Annotated in this window: 17 protein-coding genes; 8 read left to right on the top strand and 9 right to left on the bottom strand. The window is 72.9% G+C overall.

Annotated elements, in window-relative coordinates:
• Positions 1-28: 28 nt before the first annotated feature.
• The 4 genes from efeU to map form a co-directional block, all read right to left on the bottom strand.
• Positions 29-880: an iron uptake transporter permease EfeU gene (efeU, locus tag ACFYYN_RS09445; RefSeq protein WP_500545298.1), complete on the bottom strand. Its 852-nt coding sequence runs from the start codon at positions 878-880 to the stop codon at positions 29-31.
• Positions 881-896: 16 nt separating this feature from the next.
• The gene (efeB, locus tag ACFYYN_RS09440) at positions 897-2,150 is read right to left on the bottom strand and encodes an iron uptake transporter deferrochelatase/peroxidase subunit (RefSeq protein WP_500545297.1); all 1,254 of its coding nucleotides are present in this window, start codon (positions 2,148-2,150) and stop codon (positions 897-899) included.
• Between the two features lie 18 nt (positions 2,151-2,168).
• Complete coding sequence (gene efeO, locus ACFYYN_RS09435; protein ID WP_500545296.1) at positions 2,169-3,305, bottom strand: iron uptake system protein EfeO; 1,137 nt, start codon at positions 3,303-3,305, stop codon at positions 2,169-2,171.
• Between the two features lie 124 nt (positions 3,306-3,429).
• On the bottom strand, positions 3,430-4,278 hold the full coding sequence (gene map / locus ACFYYN_RS09430; RefSeq protein ID WP_500369940.1) for a type I methionyl aminopeptidase: 849 nt from the start codon (positions 4,276-4,278) through the stop codon (positions 3,430-3,432).
• Between the two features lie 64 nt (positions 4,279-4,342).
• Here map and ACFYYN_RS09425 point away from each other — a divergent pair, with 64 nt between their 5' ends.
• The 4 genes from ACFYYN_RS09425 to ACFYYN_RS09410 all read left to right on the top strand — a co-directional run bounded on the left by ACFYYN_RS09425 (position 4,343) and on the right by ACFYYN_RS09410 (position 8,259).
• A complete protein-coding gene (locus ACFYYN_RS09425) occupies positions 4,343-4,576 on the top strand; it encodes a hypothetical protein (protein ID WP_500369941.1) in 234 nt (77 codons plus the stop codon).
• Positions 4,577-4,610: 34 nt separating this feature from the next.
• Positions 4,611-5,609, top strand: a complete 999-nt coding sequence (locus ACFYYN_RS09420; RefSeq protein WP_500545295.1) for a CapA family protein — start codon at positions 4,611-4,613, stop codon at positions 5,607-5,609.
• A gap of 121 nt (positions 5,610-5,730) precedes the next feature.
• On the top strand, positions 5,731-6,387 hold the full coding sequence (locus ACFYYN_RS09415; RefSeq protein WP_500545294.1) for an SCO2207 family protein: 657 nt from the start codon (positions 5,731-5,733) through the stop codon (positions 6,385-6,387).
• A gap of 174 nt (positions 6,388-6,561) precedes the next feature.
• On the top strand, positions 6,562-8,259 hold the full coding sequence (locus ACFYYN_RS09410) for a carbohydrate binding domain-containing protein (RefSeq protein ID WP_500322245.1): 1,698 nt from the start codon (positions 6,562-6,564) through the stop codon (positions 8,257-8,259).
• 22 nt (positions 8,260-8,281) lie between these two features.
• Here ACFYYN_RS09410 and ACFYYN_RS09405 read toward each other — a convergent pair whose 3' ends face one another.
• The 4 genes from ACFYYN_RS09405 to ACFYYN_RS09390 form a co-directional block, all read right to left on the bottom strand.
• Entirely contained in the window at positions 8,282-9,556 is a 1,275-nt protein-coding gene (locus ACFYYN_RS09405; protein WP_500545293.1) for an MFS transporter, read from the bottom strand.
• Between the two features lie 84 nt (positions 9,557-9,640).
• Positions 9,641-10,600, bottom strand: a complete 960-nt coding sequence (locus tag ACFYYN_RS09400) for a dihydrodipicolinate synthase family protein (RefSeq protein WP_500545292.1) — start codon at positions 10,598-10,600, stop codon at positions 9,641-9,643.
• Between the two features lie 10 nt (positions 10,601-10,610).
• Positions 10,611-11,204 (bottom strand): hypothetical protein, encoded by a 594-nt coding sequence (locus tag ACFYYN_RS09395; RefSeq protein ID WP_500369947.1) that lies wholly within the window; start codon positions 11,202-11,204, stop codon positions 10,611-10,613.
• A gap of 66 nt (positions 11,205-11,270) precedes the next feature.
• Complete coding sequence (locus tag ACFYYN_RS09390) at positions 11,271-11,954, bottom strand: FadR/GntR family transcriptional regulator (RefSeq protein WP_500545291.1); 684 nt, start codon at positions 11,952-11,954, stop codon at positions 11,271-11,273.
• 255 nt (positions 11,955-12,209) lie between these two features.
• Here ACFYYN_RS09390 and npdG point away from each other — a divergent pair, with 255 nt between their 5' ends.
• Both npdG and ACFYYN_RS09380 read left to right on the top strand, forming a co-directional pair.
• Positions 12,210-12,926, top strand: a complete 717-nt coding sequence (npdG, locus tag ACFYYN_RS09385) for an NADPH-dependent F420 reductase (protein ID WP_500545290.1) — start codon at positions 12,210-12,212, stop codon at positions 12,924-12,926.
• Between the two features lie 62 nt (positions 12,927-12,988).
• Complete coding sequence (locus ACFYYN_RS09380; protein ID WP_499511543.1) at positions 12,989-13,183, top strand: hypothetical protein; 195 nt, start codon at positions 12,989-12,991, stop codon at positions 13,181-13,183.
• On the opposite strand, the gene ACFYYN_RS09375 is transcribed toward ACFYYN_RS09380, so the two are convergent.
• Entirely contained in the window at positions 13,173-13,964 is a 792-nt protein-coding gene (locus ACFYYN_RS09375) for a site-2 protease family protein (RefSeq protein WP_500545289.1), read from the bottom strand. The two genes, ACFYYN_RS09380 and ACFYYN_RS09375, sit on opposite strands and share 11 nt — an antisense overlap.
• Before the next feature lie 269 nt (positions 13,965-14,233).
• Here ACFYYN_RS09375 and ACFYYN_RS09370 point away from each other — a divergent pair, with 269 nt between their 5' ends.
• Entirely contained in the window at positions 14,234-14,749 is a 516-nt protein-coding gene (locus tag ACFYYN_RS09370; protein ID WP_500545288.1) for a hypothetical protein, read from the top strand.
• A 630-nt stretch (positions 14,750-15,379) separates the two neighbouring features.
• Positions 15,380-18,727, top strand: coding sequence for an ATP-binding protein (locus tag ACFYYN_RS09365; RefSeq protein ID WP_500545287.1), 3,348 nt, complete (start codon positions 15,380-15,382; stop codon positions 18,725-18,727).
• Positions 18,728-18,731 lie beyond the last annotated feature (4 nt).

Raw genomic sequence — 18,731 nt, 5'->3', positions numbered from 1 at the left:
GCCGTGAAGCGGTCGGAGCCCGGCGGCCTCAGCCCTCGTCACCGACCGGAACCGCTGCGGACGGCTTGACGGACGGCGCGCTGACCCTGCCGGGACGCAGGAAGAGGAACATCGTGGGCGCGAGGTACAGCGCCCAGACCGCCACCTGCAGCCAGGTCGGGTCCGGCTGGAAGTTGAACACGCCCTTGAGCAGCGTCCCGTACCACGAGTCCGGCGGGATCTGGTCGCTGACGTCGAAGGCCTCGGTCCCCAGCCCCGGCAGCCAGCCGGCCTCCTGCAGGTCGTGGAAGCCGTACGCGAGCACGCCCGCCGCGACCACCACCAGCATGGCGCCGGTCCAGGTGAAGAACTTGGCCAGGTTGATGCGCAGCGCGCCCCGGTAGAACAGCCAGCCCAGCACCACCGAGGTCAGCAGGCCCAGCACCGCGCCCACCAGCGGGCGCACGCCGTCGTCGGTGGCCTGCACGGCGGTCCAGATGAACAGGGAGGTCTCCAGCCCCTCACGCCCCACGGCGAGGAAGGAGGTGATCACCAGTGCCCCGGTGCCCATGGCGATCGCGGCGTCCAGCTTGCCGTGGAGTTCGGCCTTCAGGTGCCGCGCGGTGCGCCGCATCCAGAAGACCATCCAGGTCACCAGGCCGACCGCGACGATCGACAGCGAACCGCCCAGCGCCTCCTGCGCCTCGAAGGTCAGCTCGGAGGAGCCGAACTGCAGGGCGGCGCCGAAGGCCATGCTCACCAGGACCGCGGTGCCGACGCCGAGCCAGACCGGCGGCAGCTTGTCCTTGCGGTCGGTCTTCACCAGGTACGCGACCAGGATGCAGACCACCAGGCTGGCCTCCAGGCCCTCACGGAGCCCGATCAGGTAGTTGGCGAACACCGCCGGTCACTTCCTCTCAGTCGTTCTGGAAGAGCTCGCGGCCCCACCAGTCGTCCTTGTCCCGGACGCCCGGCGGTACGGCGTAGACGGCCGAACCCACGTGCTGGATGTACTCGTTGAGGGAGTCGAGCTTCGCGAGCCGCATCTGCAGCGGCACGAAGCCGTCCCGGACGTCGCGCTGGTACGCGATGAAGAACAGCCCGGCGTCCAGGCGGCCCAGGCCGTCGGTGCCGTCGGTGAAGGAGTAGCCGCGGCGCAGGATCGTCACACCGCTGTTGTCCGGGTGCGCCAGCCGGACGTGCGCGTCCGGGAGCATCGCCTTGAAGTCCGGGGCGTCGTGCTCGCGCTGCCTGCCGATCGGAGCGCCCTCGCCCTTCGTCCGGCCGAAGATCTGCTCCTGCTCCTGCAGCGGGGTGCGGTCCCAGGTCTCGATGTGCATCCGGATGCGACGGGCGACGAGGTACGAGCCGCCGGCCATCCAGGACGGGCCGTCCTTGGCGGACACCCACACGTGCTCGTCCTGGGTGCCCCTGTCGGAACCCGCGACGTTGTGCGTGCCGTCCTTGAAGCCCATCAGGTTGCGCGGGGTCTGCTCCTCGGGAGTGGTCGAGGAGGTCTTGCCGAAGCCGAGCTGCGACCAGCGCATCGCGACCTTGCCGAAGCCGATCCGGGCCAGGTTGCGGATGGCGTGCACGGCCACCTGCGGGTCGTCCGCGCAGGCCTGGACGCACAGGTCGCCGCCGCTGCGGTTCGGGTCGAGGGCGTCACCGGGGAACTTGGGCAGGTCCACCAGCGCCCCGGGGCGGTGCGCCTTCAGCCCGAAGCGGTCCGCGCCGTCCTTCGTCGTGAACAGCGAGGGGCCGAAGCCGATGGTGAGGGTGAGCCGGGAGGGCTGCAGGCCCAGCGCCTCACCGGTGTCGTCCGGCGGGGCCTCGGCGAGGCCTCCGACCGCACCCTCGCCGACCGGCCGGCCCTGCGTCATCTTCCGGGCGGCGTCGGTCCATTCCTTCAGGAGCGCGACCAGTTCCCCGCGGTCCTCGGTCTTGACGTCGAAGGACGCGAAGTGGAGCCGGTCCTGCACCGGGGTCGTGATGCCGGCCTGGTTCTCCCCGTGGAAGGCGATCGCGCTGCCCGCGGCGCCCGCGGGCTGCACGTCGTCCCCGGAGCGGACCGCGGCCACGGCGCCGCCGGCCGCGGCGGCCGCGACGACGACACCCGCACCGGTCCAGCCGAGCACCTTACGACGCGACGTGACACTCTCATCGGACATGGTCCACAGCCCCCGGGGTTACTTGGCGACGGCCGAGGCGAGCTTCGACAGGGGCTCGGCGAGCGCGTTGACCGCGTCCGAGAGCTCCTTGCGCTGGTCCTTGCCGACGGTGTCGTAGGAGACGAACTCCGTGGTGCTGCCGCCCTTGCGGTACTTGTCGAGCAGCGCCGTCAGGGCCGGGAACTGCTTGTCGAGGTCGGCGGTGAGCGCCGCGTCGTTCTCGGCGGCGACCGGCTTCAGCAGTTCGTAGGCCTTCATCGCGCCCTCGACGTTGGCCTGGAAGTCCGACAGGTCGGTGTGGGAGTAGCGGTCCTCCTCACCGGTGATCTTGCCGGTGGCGACCTCGTCCAGCAGTTCCTTGGCGCCGTTGGCCATGCTGGTGGCGGTGATGTCGGCCTTGCCGACGCGGGTCTGCCAGTCCTTCAGGTCGGTGACGAGCTGGTCGGCCAGGGCGCCCTCCTCGGCCCCGGCCTTCTTGTCCTGCCACAGGGACTTCTCCAGCCGGTGCCAGCCGGTCCACTTCTGGCCGTCCTCCAGGCCGTCCTCGCGGGTGTCGGTCAGCGGGTCGATGTCGCCGAAGGACTCGGCGACCGGCTCGGTGCGCTCCCAGCCGACCCGGGAGGGCGCGAAGAGCGACTTGGCCTTCTCCACGTCGCCCGCCTTCACGGCGTCGGCGAACCGCTGGACCACGGGGATCGTCTGGTCGGCCTGCTCCTGGGCGTACTTGCGGTACGCGGCCACGGCGGCGTCCAGGCGCGGGTCGCCCTTGGCGGCGCCCTTGCCGGTGACGGTGATCTTCTGGCGGATGCCGTCGCCCTTCATGCCGGGCTTGCAGGCGATCTGGTACGTACCGGCCTTGATCTCGGCGGTGATGGTGGCCTTGGTACCGGGGCCGATGTTCTCCCGCTCGGTCACGATCTGGTCGCTGGGCGTGTAGACGTAGACCTCGGTGACCTTGGAGCCCTTGTTCTCGACGGCCAGCTGCACGTGCCCGGCCGGGAAAGTCGTCCTGGAGACCTCGCACTTGGTGTCCGACGCGGTCACCGTGACGGCGTCGGACGCCTTGCCGTCCGCCTTCTCCGCGCACCCGGTGACAGCGGTGACGGCGACCACCATGCCGGCGGCGGCTACTGCGGACATGCGGACGGCGGACATGCGGTCTCCAGGCGGCTCGGGAAGCTATGACTTAGGCAAGCCTTTCCTGGGAAAGGCTTGCCTAACCTATCCGAGGCCTATCGCGACATGGCCGCATTCCGGTAAAGGAATCCCCATGAGGAGGTCAAGGCAGCGTCAGGACCTCCGCGCCTGTGTCCGTCACCACAAGGGTGTGCTCGAACTGCGCGGTGCGCTTGCGGTCCTTGGTGACGACCGTCCAGCCGTCGTCCCAGATCTCGTACTCGTGGGTGCCCAGGGTCAGCATCGGCTCGATGGTGAAGGTCATGCCCGGCTTCATGATCGTGGTCGCACGCGGGTCGTCGTAGTGCGGGACGATCAGGCCGGAGTGGAAGGCGGTGTTGATGCCGTGGCCCGTGAAGTCGCGCACGACGCCGTAATTGAATCGCTTGGCATAGGACTCGATGACCCGGCCGATCACATTGATCTGCCGTCCGGGCTTCACCGACTTGATGGCGCGGTTCAGGGATTCCCGGGTGCGCTCCACCAACAGCCTTGATTCTTCGGCGACTTCGCCGACGAGGTACGTGGCGTTGGTGTCCCCGTGCACCCCGTGGATGTAGGCGGTGACGTCCAGGTTGACGATGTCGCCGTCGCGCAGCCCGGTCGAGTCGGGGATGCCGTGGCAGATGACCTCGTTGATGGAGGAGCACAGGGACTTGGGGAAGCCCCGGTACCCGAGGTCCGAGGGGTAGGCCTGGTGGTCGCACATGTACTCGTGCGCGATCCGGTCCAGCTCGTCGGTGGTGACACCCGGCGCGATCGCCTTCGCCGCCTCCTCCATGGCCCGCGCGGCGATCCGCGAGGCGATCCGCATCTTCTCGATCGTCTCCGCCGACTGCACCTCCGGGCCGTCGTACGGCCGTGGCGCGGGCCTGCCCACGTACTCCGGACGCGGGATCGAGGCGGGCACGGGACGGGTGGGGGAGAGCTTGCCGGGAACCAGGACAGACATGTCAGCGAGTGTATCGGCGGCCGGTCGGGCAGCATGGCGGCAGGACGTCGTACGAGGAGGGACGATGGCGCTGTTCAGGCGAGTCCGCAAGCCCGCGGGGAAGCCCGGCGAGTGGTTCTACTGCATCGAGCACCACAAGGTCGAGGAGGGGCCGGAGTGCCCCGCCAAGGACCGGATGGGGCCGTACCCGAGCCGCGCGGACGCGGAGCGGGCGATGGAGACGGCCGCCGAGCGGAACCTGCAGTGGGAGAACGACCCGCGGTGGAAGGACCGCTCGCGGGAGGACGGGGAGGAGTGAGCCCGCCGGGGGCCGCCGGGTGCACGATGGAAGGGTGAAGCTCGGGCTGGCCGGCGACACCATGCTCGGCCGCACGGTGGCCGCGCGGCTGGCCGAGGCCCCTCCGGAGGCGCTGTTCTCCGAGGAGGTCGTGGCCGTCGCGCGGGAGGCGGACCTCTTCGTCCTCAACCTGGAGTGCGCGATCTCCGACCGCGGTGAGCCCTGGCCCGACCCCTTCAAGCCCTTCTTCTTCCGAGCCCCGCCCGTCGCCGTGCGCGCCCTGACGCACCTGGGCGTGAGCTGCGTCAACCTGGCCAACAACCACGCCCTGGACTACGGCCGGACGGCGTTGCTGGACACGCTGGAGCACCTGGCCGCCGCCGGGATCGCCGCCGTCGGGGCCGGACCGGACGAGAGCGCGGCGCGCGCCCCGGCGGTGCTGGGCGGCCCCGGGGGCGCGGCGGGCCGCCCGAGCCTGGGCGTCGTCGGTGTCACCGACCATCCGGCGGAGTACGCCGCGGGACCGGACCGCCCCGGGGTGGCCTACGCGGACCTGCGCGAGGGCGTCCCGCGCTGGCTCGCCGACGGCGTCGCGAGCCTGGGCGCGCGGACGGCGGCGGTGCTCGTCACCCCGCACTGGGGGCCCAACATGACCACCGGCCCGGCCCGCTACATCCGGGACGCCGCCGGGGCCCTGCGCACGGCGGGCGCCACGCTCGTCGCGGGCAGTTCCGCGCACGTCTTCCACGGCGTGACGGACGGGGTGCTCTACGACCTCGGCGACTTCGTCGACGACTACGCGATCGATCCGCGGCTGCGCAACGACCGCGGCCTGTTCTTCCTCGTCACCTTCGACCCCGCCGGTCACCGCCCCGTCCGGCTGGAGGCGGTGCCGATCGCCCTCGACTTCTGCTTCACCCGGCTGGCCGACCGCGGTGAACGGGCCTGGATCGCCCGGCGGTTCCGGCGCGCCTGCGCCGGGTTCGGGCACCGGGTCACGGAGGAGGGCGGGCGGCTGGTGGTCCGCTGGGACGGCGAAGCTACCGACCCGTAGCACAGACGGCCCCCTCCTGTCCGAGATTCCGAACGGATTGAGGTCCAGACCAACGACGCTCCGTTTCCAAGGGCACGTGGACCGGATCCGACCGACGGCCGGTCGGAGGAAAGGGGCCCCCATGTCCAGGAAACGCACGATGAGCACCAAGCAGAAGATCGCGCTCATGACCGGCGCGGCCACCCTGGCCGGCGGCTTCGCCGTGGTGACCATGAGCATGGGTCATGCGTCGGTGGTGTGCGACGGGCTCGACCAGGCGCTGCGCAACAACGAGAGCTTCATCGCGGCCCAACGCGCCAACCCCGACTCCCAGTCGGCGGCCCGGATCGCCAACCGCGAGGCCGTGATCAAGCAGATCAACGTGCAGCGGGAGGCCTCCGGATGCGGTGCCGCGCAGGCGGCGCCCGCGGCGCCCGCCGCCCCGGCCGGACAGGGTCAGGGCCAGAACCAGCAGGGCCAGAACCAGAACCAGGGGCAGAACCAAGGCCAGAACCAGGGTCAGGCCGCGCCGCCGGCCGGCGGCGCGGTCGGCCAGGTCGTCTGCGCGGGCTCGACGGTCACCCTCTCCGGCGAGGGCGGCGCGCCCGCCGCCTCCAGCAACCAGTTCCCGCTGGGCACCAAGCTCAAGGTGACCAACCTGGACAACAACAAGTCGACCACGGTGTCGGTGACCTCGACCTCCGGGAGTTGTGCGCTGCTGAACAACGCGGCCTTCGAACAGGTCCGGGAGCCCGGCAAGTTCCTGATCAGGAAGGCGCGCATCGAACGCGTCGGCTGACCGGGGAACCCCGCGGCCGGTCCGGGCCGCTGTCGTACCAGGAAAGCGGCAGTGGCCCGGACCTCTTGACGGGAGCACGACACTTCGCTTCAATCCGCGATGACAGGTCCAGACCAACGGTCCAGACCACTCGCACAGCGCAGCCCCCCGCCGCCCCCCCCACTGGGAGGTCACGTGCTCTTCCGTCGTCATGTCCCCCGTACCGGATCGCGCAGATCCCGCATCCTGGCCGGCGTCACCGCCGCCTTCCTCGCCGCCGCGGGCAGTCTGATCGCCCTGCCCGGCACCGCCCACGCCGCCAACCTCGTCGCCAACCCGGGCTTCGAGAGCGGCAGCCTCTCCGGCTGGTCCTGCTCCGGCGGATCGGTCGTCGGCAGCCCCGTGCACAGCGGCACCAAGGCACTCGCCGGCGCCGTCAGCAGCAGCGACACCGCCCAGTGCACCCAGACCGTCTCCGTACAGCCCAACACCGCGTACTCGCTGACCGGTTGGGTGCGCGGCGCGTACGTCTACCTCGGGGTGACCGGCGGCGCGTCCACCTGGACCCCGTCCGCCGCCTCCTACACCCAGCTGACCGTCCCCTTCACCACCGGCGCCTCGCAGACCAGCGTCCAGATCTACGTGCACGGCTGGTACGCGCAGGGCACCTACAACGCCGACGACATCAGCCTCGACGGCCCCGGCGGCGGGGGCGGCGGTGACACCCAGGCGCCCACCGCGCCCAGCGGCCTCACCTCCACCGGCAAGACCTCCTCCAGCGTCTCGCTGTCGTGGAACGCCGCCACCGACAACACCGGCGTCACCAGCTACGACGTCTACCGCGGCAGCACCCTGGCCACCACCGTCACCGGCACCTCCGCCACCGTCACCGGCCTGGCCGCGAGCACCTCGTACACCTTCACCGTCAAGGCGCGCGACGCCGCGGGCAACACCTCGGCCGCCTCCAACGCCGTGACCGTCACCACCAACGCGGGCGGTGGCGGGGGCACCGGCTTCAAGCAGGCCGCGCCCTACCTCTACCTCGGCTGGGGCGACCCGCCGAGCCCGTCCACGGTGATGAGCGCCACCGGCATCAAGTGGTTCACGATGGCCTTCATCCTCTCCTCCGGCGGCTGCAACCCCGCCTGGGACGGCTCCCGGCCGCTGACCGGCGGCACCGACCAGTCCACCATCAACGCGATCCGCGCCGCGGGCGGCGACATCGTCCCGTCCATCGGCGGCTGGAGCGGCAACAAGCTCGGCCCCAACTGCTCCACGCCCGAGGCGCTCGCCGGCGCGTACCAGAAGGTGATCGACGCCTACGCCCTCAAGGCGATCGACGTCGACATCGAGAACACCGACGAGTTCGAGAGCGAGGTCGTCCAGGACCGCGTCCTGAACGCGCTCAAGATCGTCAAGCAGAACAACCCCGGCATCCGGACGATCGTCACCTTCGGCACGTCGACGACAGGCCCGAGCTACTGGGGCAACCGTCTCGTCGAGCGGGCCAACGCGCTCGGCGCCAACATCGACGTCTTCACCATCATGCCGTTCGACTTCGGCGGCGGCGCCGACATGTACGGCAACACCGTGAACGCCGCCGAGGGCCTGAAGGCCAAGCTGAAGTCCACCTTCGGCTGGGACGACGCCACCGCATACGCCCACCTCGGCATCTCCGGCATGAACGGGCTGAGCGACCAGCAGGAGAACACCACCCCGGCCATCTGGACCCAGATCCGCGACTGGGCCAACTCCCACCACATCGCCCGGCTCGCCTACTGGGCCGTCAACCGGGACCGCCCGTGCCCCGGCGGCGGCGTGACCAGCAACTGCTCCGGCATCAGCCAGAGCACCTGGCAGTTCACCTCGATCACCGCCGGCTTCACCGGCTGATCGGACCCCCGCCCCCCACGGGTCAGGCGGCGGAGGACACCGTGTCCTCCGCCGCCTTCCGCATGCCCACGGCGTGCTCGTTGGTCCGGGCGTCGTACGCCATCAGCGTCGGCAGGCAGGCGGCCAGCGCCCCGACCGCCGCCACGCACGCCAGCCCGCCGGTCCACACCGAGGTGCGCAGGCCCAGCAGCGCGGCCGAGCCACCGGCCCGCACCTGGCCGAACTGGGGGCCGATGGTGAAGGAGAGCAGTTCGATGCCGGCCAGCCGGCCGCGCAGCGCGTCGGGGATGGTCTGGTTCCAGATCGTGGCCCGGAACACCCCGCTGACCATGTCGAACGCACCCGCCAGCGCCAGGAAGGCCAGCACCAGCCATACGTTGCCCGACCAGCCCGCCGCCGCCATGCACAGACCGAAGCCCGCCGCGGCGAGCAGGATCGCCCGCCCGTGCCGGTGCACCCGTGACGCCCAGCCGCCGGTGAGGCTCATCAGCAGCGCCCCCGCCGGCAGGGCCGCGTACATCAGGCCCAGCGACCAGGGCGCGCCCAGGTCGTCCGCCATGAAGGGGAACACGGCGATCGGGAACGCCAGACCGGTCGCCGCGATGTCCACCACGTAGGTGCCCAGCAGTTCCTTGCGGCTCCAGGCGTAGCGCGCCCCCTCCGCGATCGAGCCCAGCGACGGGCGCTTCGCGTCGTGCGAGGGCGGGGACGGCCGCAGCCCGAGGCCGAGGACGACCGAGAAGGCGAAGGTGAGGGCGTCGACGGCGTACGCCCATCGCAGGCCCGCGTACGCGATCAGCACACCCGCGAGGGAGGGCGCCGCGATCGCCCCGATCTGCCAGCGCAGCGCGTTCAGCGAGGCGGCGGCGGTCAGTTGCCCGTGCGGGACGATGCGCTGCACGATCGCGTCCAGGGCCGGCCGCTGGAGCCCGCCCAGCGCGCTGGTCAGCGCGGCGACCACGTACAACGGCCAGAGCACCGGCCGCGGCAGCAGGGCGTTGACCAGCAGCACGGCCGACAGCACCCCGAGGGCCGCCTCCGTCCACAGGATGAGCTTGCGCCGGTCCAGGGCGTCCGCGAGCGCCCCGCCGTAGAGGCCGCAGACGATCAGCGGCACCAGTTCGACGGCGCCGAGGGCGCCGACCGCGAGGGTGGAGCCGGTCAGCTCCTTGACCTGGACCGGGACGGCCACGAAGGTCAGGAAGCTGCCGAAGGTCGTGATCAGGCCGGCGCACCACATCAGGCGGAAGTCGCGCGAGGTCCGCCATGGTGCGAGGTCGGGAAGGAGTCTGGACACGAGGACGCATGCTCCGCGCGCTGGCCTCCCGGCGCAACCGGGTTTCTCCCTCCGCCGGGCACGGGCGGGGCACCGGCGGCCCGGTCAGCGCATCAGCCCCGCGGCCGCCAGCCGCTGCCGGACCACCGCGACGGCGGTGTCGTCCAGCGGGACCTGCGGGGGCGCCGTGGCCGCGCAGCCGATGACGCCGCGCAGCCGCAGCGCCGCCTTGAAGGCACCCAGCGCCGAGGAACTCGCGCCCATCGCGGCGGAGTCCGCCCCCGCGTCCACGATGGCGTAGAGCCGCGCGAGCCGGTCCTGCTCCGCCGCGGCCTCGCGCCAGCGTCCCGCGACGGCGTGCGCGTGGAGCCGTACGTAGCCGTGCGGATCCACGTTGCCGAGGCCGGGGACGACGCCGTGCGCGCCCGCCAGGAGGGCGCCGTCCACCGCGAGTTCGGACCCGGTGAGCAGCGCGAAGTGGGAGTCCAGGCCGCGGCGGCGCAACTCGGTGAGCAGCCGGCGCATGGGGCCGTCGGCGCCGCTGCTGTCCTTCAGGCCGGCCAGGGTGCCCTCCTCCGCGAGGGCCAGCACGGTCGCGGCGGGCAGCTTGGTGTGCACCGCCGAGGGGATGTCGTACGCGAACAGGGGCAGCCCGCCCGCCCCGTCCCGCACCCGCCGGAAGTGGTCGGCGATCTCCACCGGATGCGTCGCCGCGTAGAAGGGCGCGGTCGCCACCAGGGCGTCGGCGCCCGCAGCGACGGCGGCCCGCGCGTGCTCCAGGACACGGGGGGTGGTCATGTCGACGACGCCGGCGAGCACGGGCACCCGGCCCCCGACGGCCTCCACGACCGCGGTGAGCGCGGTGCGCCGCTGCGTGTCGGTGAGGAAGGCCGTCTCGCCGCTGGACCCCAGGGCGAAGACCCCGTGCACCCCGGCGGAGAGCACATGCCCGACCAGGGCGCGCAGGCCCTCGGTGTCCACGTCCCCCGTCTGCGTGAGCGGGGTGCACAAAGGTGGTACGACCCCGCGCAGCGGGCGGAGCGGATCGGTCCCGGTTGCGGTCATGGACCGCTTCCTACCAGCTCGCGGGCGGTGGCGACACCAACTGCTCGGCGAGCCGCGCGAGTCGGGGCAGCCGGTCCCGCAGCCGCACCCGGCGTCCGGCCGCCGCGCTGACCAGGTGCTGCAGCACGTCCATGCCGACCTCGGAGGGCTCCGGCGGCACGGTCAGCGCCTCGTGCGCCAGCCCGCGCAGCTCCGGGTCGCCCGCGTCCATCGCCAGCACCGTCGCGCCGGAGCGCCGCGCGTCCTCCACGCGCTCCAGCAGCCCGGCCTCGGCCCGCTCGGGGGTGACGACCAGCACCGTCTCGCCCCTGCGCGCCGCCTCCAGGCGGGCCGTCCCGACCGCGAGGTGCGCAGGCGCGCCCGGCGGCACGCGGTGCCGCACCAGCGTCGGCGACAGCTCCGGCAGCCCGCTCCAGGCGGCCTCGTCGTCCAGATGGGCCGCCATGTGCCAGGGCTCGTACTCCCCGCTGCCGACCAGCAGCAGCCCGCCCGCGGGCCCCCGGCGGACGGACCCGCGCAGGGAGCCGGCGAAGGACCGGGTCAGCTCCGGCCACTCGCTCCCGGCCAGCAGTTCACGGACGACCTCGACCCGTACGGCATCCATGCACCGCATCCTCGCGGACCACGCACCGGCCCGGCCCCGCTTCGCGCCGTGCTCACCCGAACGGGGTCAGTCCGCGCCGTCCGCGGGCAGGGCCCTGGACACCCGCTCCCGGACGTCCGTGAAGTGCCGCCGCATGGCGGCCCTGGCCGCGCCCGCGTCCCCGGTGCGCAGCGCGCCGACGACGGCGCGGTGGTTGGCGACGACGCGCTCGACCGGGTCGTCGGCGGGCGCCAGGGCGGCGCCGACCTCGTGGTAGGCGCTCCGGAACAGGTCGACGAGCTGCAGCACGAGCTCGTTGCCGCAGGCGGCGTAGAGCAGCGCGTGGAAGGCCCGGTCCGCGTCGGGGTCGTCGACCATCCGGCCGGCGAGCGCGTCGAGTTCGTCCAGCCGCTGCGCCGGTATCGTCCCGGCGACCTCGCCTATCAGGCCGACCTCGAGCAGCTCGCGCACCGCGACGAGGTCGGCGAGGGCGCGCACCCGGGACCGCAGGTGGAAGGTGAGCGAGGGCATCAGCACCCGCAGCGGCGCCTCTCCGACGAACGTCCCCGTGCCGTGCCGGATCTCCACGATGCCGAGCGCCTGCAGCGCGCGCACCGCCTCGCGCACGCTGTTGCGGCTCGCACCGAGCAGGTCCATCAACTGCGGCTCGGTCGGCAGGGTGGCGCCGGGGGCGAGCCGCTGCTCGTGGATCAGCTCGATGATGCGGTCCTGGAGCCTCGGGCCGTGGCTCCTGCCGACGGTTCTGGTCACGGGCGGCCGCCTTTCCCTGTGCTGTCGTGCACTTTTGACGTTCCGTCAGCTGTCCCGTGCGGCCCGCACGGGACAAGGGACGTCCAGCGTCCACCCCGCGGCCGCGCATCGGGAGGCAACACCGATGTCATACCTCACATCCGTCGTCCCCCGAGCCAATACCGGCGTGTACGGGGGCTCTCACGCACCGCGGAGCGGGACGTGTCACAACGCCTGCGCGGGCCATGCACCGCCCTCACCTGGCAGGATCGCGGTATGACTGTTGACAGTGGCAATGAGACCCCCGCCCCCAAGGCCCCGGCGAAGGACCCCTGGGAGCTGCCGGACGTGTCCGGCCTCGTCGTCGGCGTCCTCGGCGGCACCGGCCCCCAGGGCCGCGGCCTGGCGTACCGGCTGGCCGAGGCCGGCCAGCAGGTGGTCATCGGCTCGCGCGCCGCGGACCGCGCCCAGGCCACGGCCGACCGACTCGGCCTCGGGGTGCAGGGCGCCGACAACGCGGAGACCGCCCGCCGCAGCGACGTCGTCATCGTCGCCGTGCCGTGGGAGGGCCACGGCGAGACCCTCCAGGCGCTGCGCGGCGAACTCGCCGGCAAGCTCGTCGTCGACTGCGTCAACCCGCTGGGCTTCGACAAGCAGGGCGCCTACGCCCTGAAGCCGGAGGAGGGCAGTGCCGCCGAGCAGGCCGCCGCGCTGCTGCCGGAGTCCCGCGTCACCGCCGCCTTCCACCACCTGTCCGCGGTGACCCTCGAGGACCCGGAGATCGACTCGATCGACACCGACGTCCTCGTGCTGGGCGACAGCCGTGCCGACACCGACCTGGTCCAGGCCCTGGCCGCGCGCATCCCCGGCATCCGCGGCGTCTTCGCCGGCCGGCTGCGGAACGCGCACCAGGTGGAGGCGCTGGTCGCCAACCTGATCTCGGTCAACCGCCGCTACAAGGCCCACGCCGGTCTGCGCCTGACCGACGTCTAGGCCCGTGGGGGCATGGGGGACAATGGGCGGGTTCGCGACCGACCCGACAGGAGCCGCCCCCCATGCCCCGCCTCGCCCTCTACGCGCTCGTCCTGTGCGCGCTCGCCGTGGCCGCCGCCGTCGTGTCCTTCGTGGAGGGCAGCTGGCTCGGTGTCTTCTGGATCCTGATCGCGGGCCTCACCAGCAACATGTGCTGGTACTACCTGCGCAAGGCGAAGGCCGAGCGGGAGTCCGCCGAGCAGCGGATCACTGGCTGAACGGGTCGCCCTTCCAGAACTGGAAGAAGGCGTAGCCCAGGCTCGACAGCCAGTCCGGGATCCCGAAGACCGCCATCACCGAGTCGACGAAGCCGAAGAACGCGGAGTTGACCTCGGGGATCCACAGCACACCGAAGACGGCCAGCAGCCCGAACTGCCCGAACGGCTCCAGCTGGCGCCGCGTCCGGTACGAAAGCCAGGGCTCGATCACGCCGTAGCCGTCCAGGCCCGGCACCGGCAGCAGGTTCAGGATCGCCGCCGTGACCTGCAGCATCGCCAGGAACGCCAGCGCGGACGCGAAGGGCGCGTGGGCCTGGTCCAGGGAGACGACGCCGAAGGTGAAGGGCAGCATCAGGGCGATCGCGAACAGCACGTTGGTCAGCGGGCCCGCGGCCGAGATGAGGCTGTGCTTCCAGCGGCCGCGGATCCTGCCCCGCTCGATGAAGACGGCGCCGCCGGGCAGGCCGATGCCGCCCAGGATCACGAAGATCACCGGCAGCACGATGCTCAGCAGCGCGTGCGTGTACTTCAGCGGGTTCAGGGTCAGGTAGCCCTTGGCCCCGATCGAGATGTCGCCGCCGTGCAGCGCGGTGCGCGCGTGCGCGTACTCGTGCAGGCACAGGGAGACGATCCAGCCGGACACGACGAACAGGAACACGGCGAAGCCGGTGCTGGTGGAGAACTCCGTCCACACCGCCCAGCCCGACACGGCCATGATCGCGGCCAGGCCCAGGAAGATCGGGCTGATCTGCCGTTCACTGCGGGTTGCTGCGGTGGTCATCGTGCGGGCTCCTGCGGAGGCGGTAACGACATCGGTCGTGGTGCTGGCCGCCCGATCATGCCATCCGGCCGCCGCCGGGCACACCCACGGCGGGATAACGCCCCGGCGACGCCGGACGTTCCTGCGGCCCGTCGGCGACGCCCGGGTCGCGACCGCGTTGCGATACGTCATCGATCGCACCCGCTCCGTCGCCGCTGGGGTCACGGCGGGCGCACCCTGAAGTCGTCCGGGGCCGGGGGGCCCGAGGACGGGGTCAGGACGGGGGAGCCATGACGTGGAAGAGGTTCGCCGTGCCGGCGCTGCTCGGCATCGCCGTGTGCGGCACGCTGACCGGGTGCAGCCCCGAGGGCGCGGGGGTCACGGGCATCGCCGTGAACGAGGACGGCAGGCCGCTGGGGGTGATGCTCGTCTGCCAGGGCCACATCGAGGGGGCGACGCTCTACGACTCCGACCACGCGGACGCCTCGGCCGACCTCGGCAGGTGGAGCCGCGCCAAGACGGCCACGGGGTTCACGGTCTGGTCGCTGGAGAGCGGCGGCAGGGGCTGGAGACCCGAGGTGCCCACGGCCCCCTTCGCGCCGCACCGCACGTACAGCCTGTACGGCTGGACCCGCGACGGCTCCTGGTCGACGGCGCACGTGAGCTTCACGGCGGCGCAGTTGGCGAGCCTCGAGCCCGGGCAGGTCCGCTGGTACAAGGGGAGGGGGACGCCGGGTACGGACCGGGACGGGAACGCCACGACGTCGATGGGGGAGTTTCGGGCGGAGGGGTGCGAAGAGATGTGACCGGTTCTTCGTCTGCGGCGCCGCGGTTGTTGCTGTTGCGGTTTCTCCCCCACCCTCCCGCCCGATCGCCCGGCGCGGTCAGTGCGGGCCTGCGCATCGTGTGCCTGGGTCGGTGCCGCGCCGGGGTACGCCCCCAGCCTTCGGCCGGGGGGACCCCCATGGGGGCACCCCGCCACACCCCCTCCGGTCGTGTGGGCGGCTGACGGCCGGTGGGGGTTCAGAGGGCGTTCCGGGGTTGCCGCAGGTGCCTACTTACCCCCCCCACCGGCCGTCAGCCGCCCCAACACACGGGAGGGGGTGTGGCGGGGTGCGCCCGGAAACGACGAGCGGCGGACCCGGCGCGGAATGATGTGGGGGTAAACCGCGAGCGTTGAGGACGTGCGCCGGCGCGGCCCCGACCCCACGCCAATGGAGCGCAGGCCCGCACTGACCGCGCCGGGCAATCGGGCGGGTGGTGGGGGATGCCCGCCGCAGGCGCAATCGAGCCGCACACAAACACCTGGGCAGCCCGGCGCAGCCGCCCGCAGGCGCAAACAACCCGCACGCAACCACCGGACCCACCAGAACGCACCCCGGGCGGCAATCACAACCCGGGGGCGGACTCGCTCGCCGCTCGGACAGAATGGGGGCGTGCGTTACGGCATTCTCGGGACGACCCAGGCTCACCGCGGCGACGGCACCGTCGTGCCGCTGGCCGGTACGCGGCTGAGGGCGCTGCTCGCCGCGCTGGCGCTGCGCCCCGGGCGGGTGCGGACCACCGAGGCGCTGATCGACGAGGTGTGGGAGGGCGAACCGCCCGCCGACGCGACCGGGGCGTTGCAGGCCCTGGTCGCCCGGTTGCGCCGGGCCGTGGGTCATGAGGCCGTGGGCTCGGTGGACGGCGGCTACCGCCTGGTCGCCGCGCCGGACGCCGTGGACCTGTACCGCTTCGAGCGGCTCGTGGAGGACGGCGGCCGGGCGCTCGCCGACGGCGACGCCGCCAAGGCCGCGGAGGCGCTGGACTCCGCGTTGGCGCTGTGGCGCGGCCCGGTGCTCGCCGACCTTCCGGACCGTGGGTCCGTCGCGCCCCGCTACGACGCGCTGCGGCTGGACGCCCGGCGGCTGCGGATCACCGCCGAGGTGGCGCTCGGCCGCGCCGAGCAGGTGCTGCCGGAGGCGGTGGAGCTGGCGGTGGCCCATCCGCTGAACGAGGCGGTGCAGGTGCTGCGGCTGCGTGCGCTGCGCGAGGCGGGCCGGGGGGCCGACGCGCTGGTGGCGTACGAGGAGGTGCGGCGCGAGCTCGCCGACACGTTGGGCACCGATCCTGGCCCGGAGCTGCGCGCCCTCCACGCCGAGCTGCTGAATCCTTCCGCCCCCGCCCCCGCCAGGGCCGCCGCGTCGGCGCCGCCCTCAGGGAGCCCGGCGCGGCTCGGCAACGCGCGGGCCCGGCTGACCAGTTTCGTCGGCCGCGAGGCGGACCTGTCCGCGATCGCCGCGGATCTGGCGGTGGCGCGGCTGGTCACCGTCACGGGCCCCGGCGGCACCGGCAAGACCCGCCTGTCGCAGGAGGCCGGCGACCTGGTCGCCGGGCGCTGGCCGGACGGCGTCTGGTTCGCGGAACTGGCTCCCGTGGAGGACCCGCGCACCGTGGCCGTCGCCGTGGTGAACGCGCTGGGCCTGCGCGAGACGCTGCTGCACGCGGCCTCGGCGACCGAGGCGGCGCTGGCCGCAGAGGCGAAGGGGGCCGCGGCCAAGGACCCGCTGCTGCAGCTCACCGAGTACTGCGCGGAGCGCCGCATGCTGCTGGTCCTGGACAACTGCGAGCACGTGATCGGCGCCGCCGCGGAGCTCGCGGAGCGGCTGCTCGCGCACTGCCCCGGTGTGGCGGTGCTGGCCACCAGCCGCGAACCGCTCGGTGTGCCCGGCGAGTTGATCCGGCCGCTGGACCCGCTGCCGCAGACCCCCGCCCTGCGGCTGCTCGCCGACCGCGGCGCGGCGGCCCGCCCCGGCTTCACCCCGGACGAGGACCCGGAGGCCTGCGCGGAGCTGTGCCGCAGGCTCGACGGATTGCCGCTCGCCATCGAACTGGCCGCGGCCCGGCTCCGGATGATGACGCCCCGCCAGCTCGCGGACCGGCTCGACGACCGCTTCCGCATCCTCACCGCGGGCAGCCGCACCGTGCTGCCCCGGCAGCAGACGCTGCGCGCGGTCGTCGACTGGAGCTGGGGCCTGCTCAGCGAGGCCGAACGGACCGTGCTGCGACGCTTCGCCGTGTTCGCCGGCGGCTGGGACCTGGCCGCCGCCGAGGCGGTGTGCGGCGAGGACGGCGGCGACGTGGACGCCCGTGACGTCGCCTCCGTCCTGGCCTCGCTCGTCGACAAGTCGCTGGTCGTCGCCGACCTCGCCGAGGACGGCGCGCGCTACCGGATGCTGGAGACGATCGGCGAGTACGCGGCCGAACGCCTCGACGAGGCCGGTGAGCGCGACACCGTGGGGCGCCGCCACACCACGTACTTCCGCGAGTACGTGCGCACCGCCGACCCCGAGCTGCGCGGGCCGTGCCAACTGCTCTGGCTGGACCGGCTGGAGCGCGAGCACGAGAACCTGCGGGCGGCGATCCGCCGGGCGGTGGACACCGGGGACGAGCAGGAGGCGCTCTGCCTGGTGCTGGCCTGCAGCTGGTTCTGGGAGATGCGCAACTACCGCAGCGAGATCGGCCACTGGCCGGCCGTGGTGGCCGCGATGAGCCCGGTGGACGCCTTCGCCGAGCCGCTGCGGCTCCCGCCGCTGGACCGCGGGCCGCTGGAGGACCCGCTGCCGATGACGCCGCGGCAACTCACCGAGGCGCGGCGCTGGGTGCGCACCGGCGAGGTGTTGGCGTACATGGGCGAGCACGACGTGTGGAACGATCCGAGGCTGGTCGGGCTGGGCGAGGCGATCATCGAGGCCTACCCGCCGGAGCTGCCGCAGTCCAGCATGCGTCCCGGGCTGTTCCGCGTGCTCGGCGCGATGCTGACCGGTCGCTTCGACCGCATGCCCGAGCTCATCGACGGCACGGTGGAGAGCTGCCGGCTGCACGGCCGGGTGTGGGAGCTGGCGTTCGCGCTGCAGTTCCGTGCCAAGGTGATGAACGACGTGGAGGGCCGGCTCGACGCCTCCATGGACGACATCCGCGAGGCCAGGGAGCTGTTCGGCCGGGTCGGCGACGACTGGGGCATGGCCGAGGCGCTGGCGGCGGAGGCCGAGGCGAGCGCCAACGCCGGCGACTGGGCGCGTGCCGCGGACAGCTGCCGCCTGGCCATCGAACTCGCCCGCAAGCTCGGCGCGTACCAGCACGTGCCGATCATGATGGTCCGCCTCGGCGACGCCCTCGCCAACGCCGGCGACCTGGAGGAGGGGGAACGGCTGATCCGCGCGGGAGTCGCCGAGGCCGCGTCCTTCCGGCCGGTGGGCGACGACGCGGGCTACTACGGCAGGGTGCTGCTCATCGCCCTGCTCGCCCGGCGCGGTGAACTGGACGAGGCCTTCGCGCTGCTCGACGCCATGCAGGCCGACCCGCCGCGCGGCATGCCCTCGTTCATCGTCGGACTGCTCGCCGCCATCCGCGGCTGGCTCACCGGCATGGCGGGCGACCCGTACGGGGGGCTGCGCCATCTCGCGGAGTCCGTCGCCTACATGGAGGGGCATCCGCTCAGCCCGGTCATCGGGCCGCGCATGGGCGTGCTGCTCTTCCCGCCGGGCGTCGCGCTCTTCACCGGGATCGCCGGGCTGCGCAGCGGCGACGACGTCCGCGGCCCCGCGCGCCGCGCCGCGGTCGTGCTGGGCGCGCACGACGCGCTGCGGCAGACCGCCTGCACCCCGTGGGAGCGGACGAGCATGGACGAGGACGCGGTGCGGCTGCGCGGGCACCTGGGCGAGGAGGACTTCGCGGCGGCCTACCGCGAGGGCCGGGGGCTCACCTTCCCCGAGGCGGTCGAGCTGCTGCGCGAGCCCGTCTGACGTG

The organism is Streptomyces sp. NPDC001902, assembly GCF_042891295.1.
Taxonomy (GTDB): domain Bacteria; phylum Actinomycetota; class Actinomycetes; order Streptomycetales; family Streptomycetaceae; genus Actinacidiphila.
Note: the sequence above shows the minus strand (reverse complement) of the source record. Positions and strands in the feature narration are given on the sequence as shown.